The sequence below is a fragment of the Streptomyces gossypii genome (genome assembly GCF_025165795.1).
GTDB classification, from domain to species: domain Bacteria; phylum Actinomycetota; class Actinomycetes; order Streptomycetales; family Streptomycetaceae; genus Streptomyces; species Streptomyces gossypii.
Genome location: NZ_JAJAGO010000015.1, coordinates 36,967 through 50,775, shown reverse-complemented (window position 1 = coordinate 50,775; position 13,809 = coordinate 36,967). Strand labels below are relative to the sequence as shown.

Genomic DNA, 13,809 nt, shown 5'->3' with positions numbered 1-13,809 from the left:
TGACTTTCGTCAGACCTTGTACCGGTGGTGCGGGATCGCTCGCTCCCAGACCGTTTCAAACGCAGCGGAGCACAGTTTCACAGCCTCCGGATCGGCCGTGATCTCGTCCTCCACCACCACGCCGTCACCTGAGAAGTGGTGGACCCGGAGCAGCGCGTCATCGAACAGCCAGAAGTCGTTGCCTGGCAGAGGGATGGTTGTGGCTTGTCGCCGGGGCAGCCATCGGACTTGTTCCCCAGCCGTGACGTTGGCGTGAGTGACGTAGTGCTCCCAGCGAATGTACTCCGAGACCGGCTCGGAGATCACCCGTGCCCTTCGGATCACCACGCCCCTGGCGACGCTGCCAGCGATCAACTGGTCGTAGGGATGCCACCAGGACTCGCGGTTCTCCCAGTTGATCCGCTCCCCACGCTTCCACGCCTCGAACCGGTCCGTGGCGGCGTAGGAGTCGCGCAACTCCAGGTGGACGGCGGACCGCTCGCAGCGGCCGAGCAGCTCAGCGAAGCTGGGCACGCTCGACGGCATCACACGCCTCCCTGAGCATCGGAATCATCCGGGCCGGGATCCTGACGATGGCCTCGCTGTCGCACACCGGACCGTTCGCGGGGCTGCTCGCCGCGCAGTCCGTCTGAGTCTCGGGGGTCGGCTTCCACCCCTGCAACAAGACCTCCTGTGCTTCCGCGTCCACCCACACGGTGGGGCAGTGGTCCCGGTCGGTGTTGGGGTCGATCCCAACGAACTCTACGGCCATGGCAGGCTCCCTGGTCTAGGCACTTGCTCGGCTTGCACCAGCATCTTTGAGCTGGGAATAGAGTGTCAATACCGCAATGAGCCGGGCGAATTGGCGTGCAATCTCATGCAAGTTCGTGGAGCCCGGCCTGCCCCGCTTCCTACGGTCGCCACATCGACGCGGAATCGATCGGGAGGGCGGGAACAGTGGGCGACAGCGAGGCGCGCGACATCGGCCCGCGCGACCGTAGGTGTCCCGATTGCCTTTTGCGTTCGAGGGGTGCGAGACGTGCGACCGCACCTTCAAGGTTCCGTGCCCCACCTGCTCGGGCGGCACATTGGACCCGATCAGATGGTGACCCCCATTCTCCGCCCCTGCCGGACGTACTGAAACGGACTCCCCTCGTGTCCGTTCGAGATCCCGGCAGGGGCGGGTTCGGCGCGGGGACCGCTTTCCCGCACTCACGGCGAAGGGATACGAACGATGACCGCAGTTCCCGAGTTCGAGTTCCGCACGTCCAGCGCCTGCCAGTACAACAACAACGACCCTCGGTGTGTGGAGGTCGCGACGAACGTGCCCGGCAAGGTGGCAGTCCGCAGCACCGTTACCGGCCGGACGGTAGAGTTCACCGCCGACGAGTGGACCGACTTCCTGGGTGGCGCCAAGCTGGGGGAATTCGACGTCACGGCGTAGGGAGTCGTCATGCAGGAGTGCCCCCGGTGCGGCGGCAGCGTGGAGAGCGACCCGGAGCATGTCGGGGTGAAGCGCTGTATGGCGTGCTGGGAAGTGGTGGCACGGCCCACTGAGCGTCCCTGCCCTGGCTACCGTCCGATGCTTAACTCCGCGCTGCGAATGCTGGAATCGTTCCGGCACCTCCGCCACTGAGCAAGCAAAGCAACGCCCCCGCCGATTGTGGCGGGGGCGTTCTGGGATTGCTTCGACGGTTCTCAAAGCAGGGCCGGAAACGCGCTGGTCCCGAGCGATTCCGGGTGCTCCGGTTCGGGCGCGGCCCCGGGGCCTCTGTGGGCTTCGAGCGGTAGGGCCCTCGGCTGATCGTGCGTCGCCGGGTGGGCTGCCGGGCGGGAGGGAGGAGTGGTGCAGACCGCGGGCTGCCCGGTCCGTGTCCGGCGGCGCGTGTGCACCGCAGCACCGCCGGGGCGGGGTGGTTCCGGCCGTCCGCCATGGGGGAGCAGGCGACCGGAACCGGTCTCAGGTGGGGGAGGGTGCGTACGGGCGGCGGGCGTTGATCGCGGCCCTTACCGAGAGGCGGTACGGCATGGCGCTGTCGAAGAGGAGGATCTTGTGGCCTCCGGCGATTGAGCGCATGTTCCGTACGGGGCGTTCGGCGCCGTGTACGTGGACCAGGTCGCCGAGGCGGACGGAGTCGGCAGTGACGGTGAGCGTCTCGTAGACGATCTCGTGGCCGCTCACCGTCGGCGCTCCCTGTCGATGGCGGCAAGGTCCTGGGCCAGCCAGTGGTGGCCGGCGCCCCACCGCAGGAGTGACCGGGCGCACGGGAGGCAGCCCAGCACCTCACCTGCGGGGCCGGAGGCGCGTTCGACGTAGTCGACGGCTATGCGCTCTTCCGCGTGCTGCTTGCAGTGGCAGCAGGGTCCGGCGGGCTTGAGGAGGTCCGCCGCGCGGGCGCGGGTCACCACTCTTCCCCTGCCAGCTGGTTGAGGAGGACGCGGCAGTCGGCGGTGAGGTGGAAGAGGTGGGCGTGTGCGGCCAGCGGGTCGGTGGGGGGCGGCTGGGCCAGTGTGCGGTGGACGATGTCCAGGCGTGAGCGGCGCTGCCACCATTTCAGGCTGCCGCGCCACAGCTTGGCGGTCCCCGCCTCGGCCACGGGCAGCAGTGCTTCGGCGTAACCGCGCAACTCCGCTTCGATCGGGGCAAGGTCGGGGCGGCCGGGGAGCGCCAGGATCTCCTGAGCGCGGGCGATCGCGGCCCGCACGACTTCAGTGTCCGGCGAAGCGGCGGGGATAACACTCGGGGTAGGCGACACGGGGGCTCCCAGCTTCAGTGATTGGGGCATCACTGAACGTAAGAGCGCGCAGGGTCCCTAACTGTCACTCTTCAGTGACACCTGACGCCTAAACACCCACCCACGACGCAATGCGCGACAGGTTGTCCGGCGACTGCCGCCGCAGGTGCAGCAAAGCCCGCACCGTCTCACGCACACGCGGGTGATAGCGCGTCTGCTGCGGCGCCATCTCCCGGGCCTCCATCAGAGACCCGAGCGCCCGCTCCGTCCGTCCGGTCTCCATCTCGGCCCGGGCCCGGTCGACCAGGTGAGCCGCCTTGCGGGAAGTCGCCCACCCACGAGGGGGACGAACCGCGCGGGCCACGGTGAACGCCTTGTCGAACTGCCGCAGCTCCAACCGCACGTACGTCTCGTGCGCCCCCACGTTCGCCGGGCCGAACGACAGCCAATGCACCCGGCCAGCCTCACCCGTTTTCCTGGCCACATCCTTCGCCTCTTCGAGGTGCCCGACGGCCCCGGTCTTGTCGGCAGCACGAGCCGCGAGCACCGCCGCGCCCAGGTGCAACTGCCCCACGACAACCTGCCGATCACGGCTGGCCTCCGCCTGCTCCAGCAGCCGGTGCCCGTCAGCCACCAGCCGCAGGCCGATCGAGTGGTCCGCCGACCGGGATCGGTAGGACAACGCCCGCATGTACTGCCGGATCGCGGACAGCACGGGATCAGAGGCACGTTCCGCGGCCCACCCCATCCTGTCCAGTGCCAGGCAGGCGAGATCATCCCGGCCGAGTTTCCGCGCAACGTCATGTGCTGATCGGTACGCGGAGGCGAGTGCTCTCCATCGTTCTGTGCTGCCCTCTTCCCGGCACGTCACCATGAGGTCCGCGAGGACACCGGGTAGAAGCGCGGCAGCCTGATGCAGCCGTGCGCCTCGGACGTCTCGGCACAGCGTGTCGGCTGCCTTGAACAGTTCACCGGCGGGGCCGATCGGAATATGTGGATCAGCTGGGAGGTCGTACAGGTCGAGTGCTTCGCGGATGGGGCGGATGACATCAGCGACGTGGTCGGGCAGCAGGCTGCGTGCGGGCGTTCCTGTCAGGTCGGAGACGTTCACATGCAGCGCCCGGGCGGCTGCGGCGACCAGTTGGGGAGATGCCGCTTTGTGGCCGGTCTCCACTTGGTGGAGCATGCTGTAGCTGTAGGGGATGCGCTGCGCGAGGCCCTGTTGCGTGAGCCCGGCGCGCTTGCGGTACATCGCGATGCGGGCGCCGGTGCGGTCGTCGTCAGGTACGGGCATACCGGTGTCTCCGTTCCTTGCAGCCACTGGGAACGTTACCCGCGTTCCGCGCCCGTGCCGTCGGTTCGAGGGCGGTTCCGTCATATGGTGAACTCCGATATGACGAAGCGAGTTCTGTACCTCCTCGGCTGCGCGGCTCCGCCGTTGCACTACATAGACCGTCCTATCCGTGAGGCGCAGGCCGCAGGGTGGTCGGTATGCCTCGGGTTGACGCCGACGGCCGAAGAGTGGATCGCCGACCGAGTTCCGGAACTGGAGGAGCTCACGGGGCACCCGATCCGCAGCACGAAGCGGCGTCCGGGAGAGACTTCCCCGTGGCCGCCGCTGTCCGTGTCGGTCCTCGCCCCCGCGACGCTGAACACGATCAACACCATCGCACTCGGGCTGACCACCACCTGGCTGGCTGGGCACGCAGTGGAGGCGATCGGGAAGCGCTGGCCGCTGGTCGTGATGCCGTGCGTGAACAGCGCCTACGCGACGCATCCGCAGTTCGACCGAAGCATCGAGACGCTCCGAGGGTGCGGTGTCCGTGTGCTGTACGGGGAGCTCGACGGGTTCGTGCCCAACGAGCCTGGGCAGGGACAGCCCGAGGCGTACCCGTGGCATCTCGCACTGGCAGCGGCACGCGATATCTGCTGACCCCCAGACGCAACGAAGCACCCCCGCCGCCTGCCGAAGCAGACAACGGGGGCGGGGGCGTTACGGGTCCTCTCTCCCGTGCCGGGGAGCGCCTCACTCGTCAGTCGCGAGGGCGGGTGAACGTGTAGCGGGTGAGCCGATCGCCCTGTGAGAGGTACTCGCCGTACTCGATGGTGCGGCCTTGCGCGTCGAACAAGGAGTTGTAGCCGACCAGCAACGCGGCCGGCCGCTGCCGGATGTTGAGCAACTCGGCCTCCTCGTCCGTGGCTACGCGGCACGCCGACGAGATCCTGCCCGTCCTCCCAGCGCCAGCCGGCCTGTTCCTCAATCGCCTTCGGTGTCCCGCCAACGATGCGCTCGGCGCGGAGGAGACCGGGTACCCGCTCGGCCAGCTCGCCCAGAAACCATGACGTGGACGACGAGACGGGTGACCCGGCGGGCAGACGCGGCCAGCGGCTTCGATCGCGGTGACGCGGTCGGAGGGACTGTGGGGAAGGGAGCCGCGCGCGGACGCGGGTGCCGCTTCCCTGCTGGGAGATGACAAGTCCTTGATGGCGCAGCTCGGCTAGGACCTTGGTGGCGCTGGCGCGGGAGATGGCCCAGTCGGCGGCGAGCTGGCCCGGACATGACGAAGGCCCTTCACCGCAGAGAGAGAAGGGCCCTCGCTATGGGCGTTGACCTGTTGCTTTCGCGGGAAACGGAGGGCTTTACGGGAGGTTGCGGGCCATGACGATGCGCTGGATCTGGTTGGTGCCCTCGTAGATCTGCGTGATCTTGGCATCGCGCATCATCCGCTCCAGCGGATAGTCGCGGGTGTAGCCGTAGCCGCCCAGCAGTTGGACGGCGTCGGTGGTGATCTCCATCGCCGCGTCGGAGGCGTAGCACTTCGCTGCGGCGCCGAAGAAGGTGAGGTCCTCGTGCGGGCCGCCCAGTGAGACGCGTTCGGAGCGGGCGGCGGCCGCGTAGGTGAGCTGGCGGGCGGCCTCCAGCTTCATCGCCATGTCGGCGAGCATGAACTGCACGCCCTGGAAGTCGCCGATCGGCTTGCCGAACTGCTTGCGCTCCTGGACGTAGCCCTTCGCGTAGTCGAGGGCGCCCTGGGCGATGCCGAGGGCCTGGGCCGCGATGGTGACGCGCGTGTGGTCCAGCGTCTTCATCGCGGTCGCGAAGCCGGTGCCCTCCTCGCCGATGATGCGGGCGGCCGGGACGCGCACGTTGTCGAGGTAGACCTCGCGGGTGGGGGAGCCCTTGATGCCGAGCTTCTTCTCCGGCGCCCCGAAGGAGACCCCCTCGTCGCCCTTCTCGACGACGAACGCGCTGATTCCCTTGGTGCGCTGCGTGGGGTCCGTGACGGCCATCACCGTGTAGTAGTCGGAGATGCCCGCGTTGGTGATCCACCGCTTGACGCCGTTGAGGACGTAGGTGTCACCGTCCCGTACGGCGGTGGTCTTCATCCCGCCCGCGTCGGAGCCCGCGTCCGGCTCGCTCAGGCAGTACGAGAACATCGCGTCGCCCTTGGCCAGCGGGCTCAGGCAACTCTTCTTGAGCTCCTCCGAACCCGAGAGGACCACGGGCAGCGAGCCCAGTTTGTTGACCGCCGGGATGAGCGAGGAGGACGCGCAGACGCGGGCTATCTCCTCGATCACGATCACGGTCGAGAGCGCGTCCGCACCTGCCCCGCCGTACGCCTCCGGTACGTGGACGGCGTGCAGGTCGTTGGCGACCAGCGCGTCGAGGGCCTCCTGCGGGAAGCGGCCCTCCTCGTCCACCTCGGCGGCGAAGGGCGCGATCTTCGCCTCTGCGAGCGCACGCACCGAGTCGCGGAGCATGTCGTGCTCCTCGGCCGGACGGTAGAGGTCGAAGTCAGCGGCTTTGCTGTTCACTGAGGGCGCCACGGTGTCTCACTCCCCTGGAAGTAGGCATGTGGTGAGCAGGCTGCCCTGCCCGATGCTAATTACCGTTAAGTAACCCAATTCTAGAGGTCAGCGCCGGGACGGGCATACGTGAGCTACATCTCCGCAGTGGCCCCGGTTATGCTCGCGGACAGCCTCATAAGACTTTGTTACCCCGCCACCCCTGCGGTTCCCTACCGCCCACGAGCAGGAGCAGCACATGGCCAACGCGGCCCCGCCCAGGATCACCGTGATCGGCACCGGCTACCTCGGCGCCACCCACGCTGCGGCGATGGCCGAGCTGGGCTTCGAGGTGCTCGGCCTGGACGTGGTCCCCTCGAAGGTCGAGATGCTCGCCCGTGGCAAGGTGCCGATCTACGAGCCGGGGCTCGAAGACCTGCTGGGCCGGCATGTCGCCGGGATGGAGGGAGCCTCCGGGCGGTTGCGCTTCACCACCTCCTACGAGGAGGTCGCGGAGTTCGGCGACATCCACTTCGTCTGTGTGAACACTCCGCAGAAGCACGGCGAGTACGCCTGCGACATGAGCCATGTGGACAGCGTGATCGAGTCCCTCGCCCCGCTGCTGACCCGGCCCGCCCTGGTGGTCGGCAAGTCGACGGTGCCGGTCGGCAGCGCGGCCCGGCTGGCGGCGCGGCTGACGGAGCTGGCCCCTGCGGGTGAGGCCGTGGAACTCGCCTGGAACCCGGAGTTCCTGCGCGAGGGCTTCGCCGTGCAGGACACGCTGCACCCGGACCGCATCGTCGCGGGCGTACGCAGCGAGGGGGCCGAGCGGATGCTGCGCGAGGTGTACGCGGGAGCGCTGGCGGAGGGCACGCCCTTCATCGTCACCGACTTCCCGACCGCCGAGCTGGTCAAGACCTCCGCGAACTCCTTCCTGGCCACCAAGATCTCCTTCATCAACGCGATGGCCGAAGTGTGCGAGGCCGCCGACGGCGACGTGGTGAAACTGGCCGAGGCGATCGGGCACGACGACCGGATCGGCCGGAAGTTCCTGCGGGCCGGGATCGGCTTCGGCGGCGGCTGCCTGCCCAAGGACCTGCGCGCGTTCATGGCCCGGGCGGGGGAGCTGGGCGCCGACCAGGCGCTGACCTTCCTGCGGGAGATCGACTCGATCAACATGCGCCGCCGTACGCACATGGTGGAGCTGACCCGGGACGCGGTGGGCGGTGGCCTGCTGGGCAAGCGCATCGCGGTGCTGGGCGCCACCTTCAAGCCCGACTCCGACGACGTACGGGATTCGCCCGCGCTCAATGTCGCGGGCCAACTGCACCTGCAGGGCGCCCAGGTGACGGTCTACGACCCCAAGGGCATGGACAACGCCCGCGCGCTCTTCCCGACGCTGGGCTACGCGCCGAGCGCGCAGCAGGCCGTACGGGCGGCGGACGTCGTGCTGCATCTGACCGAGTGGCGGGAGTTCGGGGAGCTGGACCCGGCGGTGCTGGGCGAGGAGGTCGCCGAGCGGCACATCCTGGACGGCCGCAACACGCTGGACCCGGCGCTGTGGCGCAAGGCGGGCTGGCGGTTCCGCGCACTGGGACGGCCTACGGCCTAGGGCACACGCCCGAGGCCGGCGTCTCCGCGTCAGTCCTGCTGCCGGGCGCGGTAGGCGCGCATCTTCGCGCGGCTGCCGCAGACAGCCATCGTGCACCAGCGGCCCCGGCCGCCCGGGCTGCGGTCGTAGAACGCCCACTGGCAGTCCTCCGCCTGGCATGCCTTGAGCCGCTGCCAGCTGCCTTCGGCCGCCGCCACGGCGATGCCGGCCGCGATACGGGCGGTGATCGCCGCCATCAAGTCCAGACCCTCTGCGGGACGCAGTCCGGCCGAGCCGTCCTCCGAGATACGGAGCACGAGCGGCGCGGCGGACAGCAGCCGTGCCAGTGATTCTGCCTGAGCGCGGGGTACGTCGGGGCCCGTGTGCGCGAGGCAGGCGGCGCGCAGCGCCTCGCGCAGTTCCAGCAGCTCGGCCGTCCCGGCCCTGTCAGCCGCCCCTTCCGCCGGTTTCAGCTCGTGTTCGCGCAGGAACTCGGTGACCCCTTCCGGTGTGGCGAGAGCGTCCTGTCCCGCCTCGATGTCGAGGGTGTTCACCAGGTCCTGCGCCAGGACGAGTGAGGGCGGCGCGGTTCGGTCCGTCACCCTTGCCACGTTACTGGCAAGCGGGCACTATGGGTAACGCCAGTTACCGCATGAGGGGTTCAAGCGGTAACCACGGCTTTGCCGAGCTGCCAACCCGACTGATCAAGAGCCATCACCGAAGGGATCACCATGGCCATCGCGACGATGGGCGTCGTTGTACTGGATTGTCCCGACCCCCGCGCCCTCGCCGAGTTCTATGCGGGAGTGCTGGGCTGGGAGGCCCAAGGCGAGGGCGAGTGGGTGGAGGTCGCCGGTCCGGAAGGGCGGCGGCTTGCGTTCCAGGAGTCGGCGGGCTTCGTTCCGCCGCAGTGGCCCAGCCTGGAGCACGCCCAGCAACTCCACCTGGATCTGGACGTTCCCAAGGGCCGTCTCGACGAGGCGGAGCGCGACGTGCTCGCGCTCGGGGCACGGCTGGCCCAGGGGGACGACGGCGGAAAGCGCGACTTCCGCGTCTACCTGGACCCGGCGGGCCACCCCTTCTGCCTCTGCGCCTGCTGATTCTGCTGCTGCACCTGCTGAGGCTCCTTCTCCCGGCGGGGCCGGCCGCAGCCTGGGAAGTCCGCACATAGCGCGGGCCTCCGTGGGAACCCGGCGGGCTGGACAGCGCCGACTGCCTGGGCAGCTTGACTGCACAGACGGCGCCGACGGCACCTGAGGAGGCGCGATGCCCGCCCCGATCGAGGACTACGCCCTGCTGGGTGACCTGCACACCGCCGCGCTGGTCGACCGGACCGGGTCGGTGGACTGGCTGTGCCTGCCCCGCTTCGACTCCCCCGCTTGCTTCGCCGCCCTCCTGCACGACGAGACGGCGGGCCGGTGGCGGCTGAGCCCGGCGGGTGCGGGCGCGGCCAACAGCCGCCGCTACCGCGGTGACTCACTGGTCCTGGAGAGCGTGTGGACCACGGAGGAGGGCACCGTCCGGGTCGTGGACTGCATGCCGCCGCGCGGCGAGGCGGCGGATGTCGTCCGCGTCGTCGAAGGGGTCTCCGGGCGGGTGCCGATGGAGATGGATCTCCGGCTGCGCTTCGACTACGGCCATGTCGTCCCCTGGGTCAGCCGCGAAGGCGAGGACCTGCGGGCGGTCGCGGGCCCCGACACCGTATGGCTGCGTGCCACCGTCCCCCTGTACGGCGAGCACCTGACCACGCGGGCCGACTTCACCGTCGAGGCCGGCCAGCACGCCTCCTTCGTCCTCACCCACACCTCCTCGCACCTGCCCCGCCCGCAGCCCGTGGACGCCCTCCCGGCCGTCGCCGACACCGAGCGCTACTGGGAGCAGTGGATCTCCCAATGCCGGTACGAGGGCCGGTGGCCGGAGGCCGTCAACCGGGCGCTGATCACGCTGAAGGCGCTGACCTACGCCCCCACCGGCGGCCTGCTCGCGGCCGCGACCACCTCCCTGCCGGAACAGCTCGGCGGATCACGGAACTGGGACTACCGCTACTGCTGGCTGCGCGACTCCACCTTCACGCTCCAGGCCCTCCTCGGCACCGGCTACGTCGAGGAGGCCGCCGCCTGGCGCGAGTGGCTGCTGCGCGCGGTGGCGGGCGATCCGGGCAACCTCCAGATCATGTACGCGCTGGACGGCACCCGCCGCATCCCCGAGACGACCCTCGACTGGCTTTCCGGCTACCAGGGCGCCTCCCCGGTCCGCGTCGGCAACGCGGCAGCCGGCCAGCTCCAGCTGGACGTCTGGGGCGAGGTGCTGCAATGCCTGTATCTGGCCCGGGAAGCCGGTATGGCGGCCAACGAGACGGCCTGGCAGCTCCAGCTCGCCCTGCTCGACTACCTGGAGGAGCACTGGGACCATGCGGACAACAGCCTGTGGGAGGTGCGCGGGCCGCGCCGCCACTTCGTCCACTCCAAGGTCATGACCTGGACTGCCCTGGACCGCGCGGTGCAGAGCGTGCGGCATCAGGGGCTCTCCGGCCCCGCCGAGCGATGGGCCGCACTGCGCGACCGGATCCATGCCGAGGTCTGCGCCAAGGGTTTCGACCCGGAGCGCCGCACCTTCACCCAGAGCTACGGCTCGCAGGAGCTGGACGCCGCCCTTCTCCTGCTGCCGCGCGTCGGCTTCCTGCCGTGGGACGACCCCAGGATCCTCGGCACCATCGAGGCGGTCCGGAGTGAGCTGCTCCGGGACGGCCTCCTGCTGCGCTACGAGACCGGGGCGGAAGGCAATGTCGACGGCCTCCCCGGCGCGGAGGGCGCCTTCCTCGCCTGTACGTTCTGGCTGGTGGACGCGCTGTACTGCACGGGGCGCCGCCAGGAGGCGGAGACCCTGTTCGAGCAACTCCTCGACCTGCGCAACGATCTGGGACTGCTCAGCGAGGAGTACGACACCAAGACCGGCCGCCAGGTCGGCAACACACCGCAGGCGTTCAGCATGGTCGGCCTCGTCAACACCGCCCGGCTTCTCAGCGGCGCCCCGACGGGCACGACCGCCGGTGAGGAAGCCGGGCCGTCCGGACTCAGTCCCCCTTGACGGTGACCTTCTCGTCGGCCTTCAGCTGCGAGACGAGCTTCTTCACGCGTTCCATGTCCCAGGCCAGTGAGCCGTTGGGCGCGGCGCCCGCAATCGGCATGTTCATCGAGGTGCCGTCACCGCTGGTGATGCCCTTCATCGCCCAGAACATCGAGGCCAGGTTCCACAGGCTCATGTCCTTGTCGACGATCAGGGTGTCCAGGCCCGCGCCCATCGTGGGGTAGAGCTTGAACGGATTGATGATCGTCGAAGGTGTCGCGGACTGGCTGGCCAGCGCGGACAGGAACTTCTGCTGGTTCTTCGTCCGCTCCAGGTCGCTGCCCGCCTCGTAGCGGTTGCGGACGAAGGCGAGCGCGTCGTCGCCGTTGAGGGTCTGCTTGCCCTTTTTGAAGTCGGCGCCGGAGTTCTTGTCCTTGATGTCGCGGGGGATGTCCAGCTCGACACCGCCCATCGCGTCCACGATCTTCGCGAAGCCGCCGAAGCCGATCTCCGCGTAGTGGTCGATCTTCAGCCCGGTGTTGTGCTCGACCGTACGGACCAGCAGCGTGGGTCCGTCCGTGGAATAGGAGGCGTTGAGCTTGTTCGCGCCGGGTGACGGAAACTTCTTGCCGCTCTCCGAGCCCGTGAACGACGGGATGGTGACCCAGGAGTCACGCGGCAGGCTGACCATGGTGTTCCCGTTGTCACCGACATGCAGGATCATCATCGTGTCGGTGCGCTTGCCCTCGGCCGAGCCGGTGTGCAGATCCTTCTTCTCCTGATCGGACAGGCCCTCGCGGCTGTCCGAGCCGACTATGAGGTAGTTCGTCCCCTCGCCGCCCTCGGGCCGGTCCTGCACCGTGCTGAGATCGACCTCGCGCTTGAGCTTCGAGTCGGCCCAGAAATAGGTGCCCACCGACCACACGAGCATCAGGACGACCAGCGTGATGGCACCGACCGTTATCCGCCGCCGCCAGTTCGGGCGGGGCCGGGCATCGCCGTGCGAGCCGTCCGGGCCACCGCCGTACGGGCCGCCGCCCTGCCCGCCGTCGCCGCCGTAGACCTGGCCCTGGCTGTAACCCGAGTCGTACGGACCGTCACTGCCGTGGCCGCCGGTGCCGTAACCGTCGTCATAACCGCCCCTCGTTTGCTGCGGCACGTCCGGGCGCTGGGTGTGCGGCATGACCCGGGTGGGGTCGGGCTCGGGCGAGCCACTGCCGCCTGCGCGCCGCCCGCGCGAGTCGTCGGTCCATCCGTCGGGCCACTGGTTCATCCCCGTAGTGTGCATGGCGGCAGGGGTGCGGATACAGCCCGGGTGCTGGTTCGGGGCAGGGCTGTAGCAGAGCTGTCGCAATCACGCCCGGTCAGCCCGGGTGCATGACGCCGCTCCATGGTCCACGCCCCAGCGCGGGGGAGGTCGATAGGGTGGACAGCATGACCGACCAGGCACTTCCGGCGGACGCTGCCCTACCGGGCAAGCCGACCGCCGCCTCCCGCACCACGCTCAGCCACATCATGACCGCAAGTGAGACAAACCTCCTCGGCACGGTGCACGGTGGCGTGATCATGAAGCTGGTGGACGACGCCGCGGGTGCGGTCGCCGGGCGTCACTCCGGCGGCCCGGCCGTCACCGCCTCCATGGACGAGATGGTCTTCCTGGAGCCGGTGCGGGTCGGCGATCTCGTGCATGTGAAGGCCCAGGTGAACTGGACCGGCCGCTCCTCGATGGAGGTCGGCGTGCGGGTCCTGGCCGAGCGGTGGAACGAGTCGACCCCGGCCACCCAGGTCGGCAGCGCGTACCTGGTGTTCGCGGCCGTGGACGAGGAGGGCAAACCGCGCTCCGTGCCGACGGTGCTGCCGGAGACGGAGCGCGACCGGCGCCGCTACCAGGAGGCCCAGATCCGCCGCACCCACCGGCTGGCCCGCCGCCGCGCCATCAGGGAACTCCGGGAGAAGCGTACGGCCGAGGGCCTCATCGACGACTGATGCCGTCAGGTGCTGTCAGTCGCTGCCGGCCGCTCTCGGCCGCCCGTGGACGCTGGGCCGCCGACACGCCACCGCTGGGGTGAATGGACCCCGGGCCGCCGTGCGGGGTCCCACAGTGCTGTGCACGTGCGAGTCCGAGCGAGCAGAGCAGAGGGTGTGGGCAGGATGCCGACCACGGCGGAGGCGGCTGCGGTGCAGCGGGCGCTGGTGGAACTGCAGAGGTGTCTCGTGGACCTGCGGGAGCGCTACGGGGACGTGCCGCCGGTGCGTCGGCTGGTGAACGACGCGGACCGGCTGGACATCGATCTCGCCGAGGTGCTGGGTCTGCCCGCCTCTGCCGGGCGTACGCGCGCCGGTGCGGCGGCCCGTGGGGAGGTCGTCGAGGTGCCGTCCGGTACCGACGACGACGCGACCCTGTGGACGGCTGAGGACGACGAGGGTGTCGGCGGCTTCCATTCCACGCCATGACGCGCTTCACGGCAGAGGTGACTCGGCCAATCACGGCCGATTCCCCGGAGAATCCGCGCCACCTCTTGACCGTGGTCTGACAATGATTTAGGTCTAGACTAATGGCGAGCGTGGATCCGAATCGACCACTTCGCAGGCGTCAGTCACTTCACGGGACGGCTGCATCCTCACCGCTGGCGGAACATCCGTCTTCACGTT

The 13,809-nt window shown here is 69.2% G+C and carries 17 protein-coding genes; 7 read left to right on the top strand and 10 right to left on the bottom strand.

Annotation, left to right across the window (positions count from 1 at the left end):
• Positions 1-9 precede the first annotated feature (9 nt).
• Both LHJ74_RS27725 and LHJ74_RS27720 read right to left on the bottom strand, forming a co-directional pair.
• A complete protein-coding gene (locus tag LHJ74_RS27725) occupies positions 10-525 on the bottom strand; it encodes a DUF6879 family protein (RefSeq protein ID WP_260221018.1) in 516 nt (171 codons plus the stop codon).
• The gene (locus tag LHJ74_RS27720) at positions 497-751 is read right to left on the bottom strand and encodes a hypothetical protein (protein ID WP_260221017.1); all 255 of its coding nucleotides are present in this window, start codon (positions 749-751) and stop codon (positions 497-499) included. Before LHJ74_RS27720 ends, LHJ74_RS27725 begins: the two co-directional genes overlap by 29 nt.
• A gap of 462 nt (positions 752-1,213) precedes the next feature.
• Between LHJ74_RS27720 and LHJ74_RS27715 the strand changes: the two genes are divergently transcribed.
• Complete coding sequence (locus tag LHJ74_RS27715) at positions 1,214-1,423, top strand: DUF397 domain-containing protein (protein WP_260221016.1); 210 nt, start codon at positions 1,214-1,216, stop codon at positions 1,421-1,423.
• Positions 1,424-1,939: 516 nt separating this feature from the next.
• Here the strand turns inward: LHJ74_RS27715 and LHJ74_RS27710 are convergent.
• The 4 genes from LHJ74_RS27710 to LHJ74_RS27695 all read right to left on the bottom strand — a co-directional run bounded on the left by LHJ74_RS27710 (position 1,940) and on the right by LHJ74_RS27695 (position 4,008).
• Positions 1,940-2,161 carry a hypothetical protein gene (locus LHJ74_RS27710; protein WP_260221015.1) on the bottom strand — a complete coding sequence of 74 codons (222 nt, stop codon included), beginning with the start codon at positions 2,159-2,161 and terminating at the stop codon, positions 1,940-1,942.
• A complete protein-coding gene (locus LHJ74_RS27705) occupies positions 2,158-2,385 on the bottom strand; it encodes a hypothetical protein (RefSeq protein ID WP_260221014.1) in 228 nt (75 codons plus the stop codon). The genes LHJ74_RS27710 and LHJ74_RS27705 overlap by 4 nt, the downstream gene beginning before the upstream one ends.
• The gene (locus LHJ74_RS27700) at positions 2,382-2,684 is read right to left on the bottom strand and encodes a DUF6415 family natural product biosynthesis protein (RefSeq protein ID WP_260221013.1); all 303 of its coding nucleotides are present in this window, start codon (positions 2,682-2,684) and stop codon (positions 2,382-2,384) included. Before LHJ74_RS27700 ends, LHJ74_RS27705 begins: the two co-directional genes overlap by 4 nt.
• A gap of 139 nt (positions 2,685-2,823) precedes the next feature.
• A complete protein-coding gene (locus tag LHJ74_RS27695) occupies positions 2,824-4,008 on the bottom strand; it encodes a helix-turn-helix domain-containing protein (RefSeq protein WP_260221012.1) in 1,185 nt (394 codons plus the stop codon).
• Positions 4,009-4,107: 99 nt separating this feature from the next.
• Here LHJ74_RS27695 and LHJ74_RS27690 point away from each other — a divergent pair, with 99 nt between their 5' ends.
• Positions 4,108-4,647 carry a flavoprotein gene (locus tag LHJ74_RS27690; RefSeq protein WP_260221011.1) on the top strand — a complete coding sequence of 180 codons (540 nt, stop codon included), beginning with the start codon at positions 4,108-4,110 and terminating at the stop codon, positions 4,645-4,647.
• A gap of 100 nt (positions 4,648-4,747) precedes the next feature.
• Here LHJ74_RS27690 and LHJ74_RS27685 read toward each other — a convergent pair whose 3' ends face one another.
• Together LHJ74_RS27685 and LHJ74_RS27675 are read right to left on the bottom strand one after the other, a co-directional pair.
• The gene (locus LHJ74_RS27685) at positions 4,748-4,894 is read right to left on the bottom strand and encodes a hypothetical protein (RefSeq protein WP_260221010.1); all 147 of its coding nucleotides are present in this window, start codon (positions 4,892-4,894) and stop codon (positions 4,748-4,750) included.
• A gap of 460 nt (positions 4,895-5,354) precedes the next feature.
• Entirely contained in the window at positions 5,355-6,476 is a 1,122-nt protein-coding gene (locus LHJ74_RS27675; RefSeq protein WP_260221054.1) for an acyl-CoA dehydrogenase family protein, read from the bottom strand.
• 283 nt (positions 6,477-6,759) lie between these two features.
• Here LHJ74_RS27675 and LHJ74_RS27670 point away from each other — a divergent pair, with 283 nt between their 5' ends.
• Positions 6,760-8,112 (top strand): UDP-glucose dehydrogenase family protein, encoded by a 1,353-nt coding sequence (locus tag LHJ74_RS27670; protein WP_260221009.1) that lies wholly within the window; start codon positions 6,760-6,762, stop codon positions 8,110-8,112.
• A 29-nt stretch (positions 8,113-8,141) separates the two neighbouring features.
• On the opposite strand, the gene LHJ74_RS27665 is transcribed toward LHJ74_RS27670, so the two are convergent.
• The gene (locus tag LHJ74_RS27665; RefSeq protein WP_260221008.1) at positions 8,142-8,693 is read right to left on the bottom strand and encodes a CGNR zinc finger domain-containing protein; all 552 of its coding nucleotides are present in this window, start codon (positions 8,691-8,693) and stop codon (positions 8,142-8,144) included.
• Between the two features lie 129 nt (positions 8,694-8,822).
• On the opposite strand from LHJ74_RS27665, the gene LHJ74_RS27660 reads away from it, so the two are divergent.
• On the top strand, positions 8,823-9,191 hold the full coding sequence (locus tag LHJ74_RS27660; RefSeq protein ID WP_260221007.1) for a VOC family protein: 369 nt from the start codon (positions 8,823-8,825) through the stop codon (positions 9,189-9,191).
• 166 nt (positions 9,192-9,357) lie between these two features.
• Positions 9,358-11,178 (top strand): glycoside hydrolase family 15 protein, encoded by a 1,821-nt coding sequence (locus LHJ74_RS27655; protein ID WP_260221006.1) that lies wholly within the window; start codon positions 9,358-9,360, stop codon positions 11,176-11,178.
• On the opposite strand, the gene LHJ74_RS27650 is transcribed toward LHJ74_RS27655, so the two are convergent.
• Complete coding sequence (locus LHJ74_RS27650; protein WP_260221005.1) at positions 11,165-12,430, bottom strand: LCP family protein; 1,266 nt, start codon at positions 12,428-12,430, stop codon at positions 11,165-11,167. The genes LHJ74_RS27655 and LHJ74_RS27650 overlap by 14 nt on opposite strands.
• Before the next feature lie 161 nt (positions 12,431-12,591).
• Between LHJ74_RS27650 and LHJ74_RS27645 the strand changes: the two genes are divergently transcribed.
• Positions 12,592-13,143 carry an acyl-CoA thioesterase gene (locus tag LHJ74_RS27645; protein ID WP_260221004.1) on the top strand — a complete coding sequence of 184 codons (552 nt, stop codon included), beginning with the start codon at positions 12,592-12,594 and terminating at the stop codon, positions 13,141-13,143.
• A 165-nt stretch (positions 13,144-13,308) separates the two neighbouring features.
• Positions 13,309-13,611, top strand: coding sequence for an Rv0250c family protein (locus LHJ74_RS27640; protein WP_260221003.1), 303 nt, complete (start codon positions 13,309-13,311; stop codon positions 13,609-13,611).
• Positions 13,612-13,809: the final 198 nt, after the last annotated feature.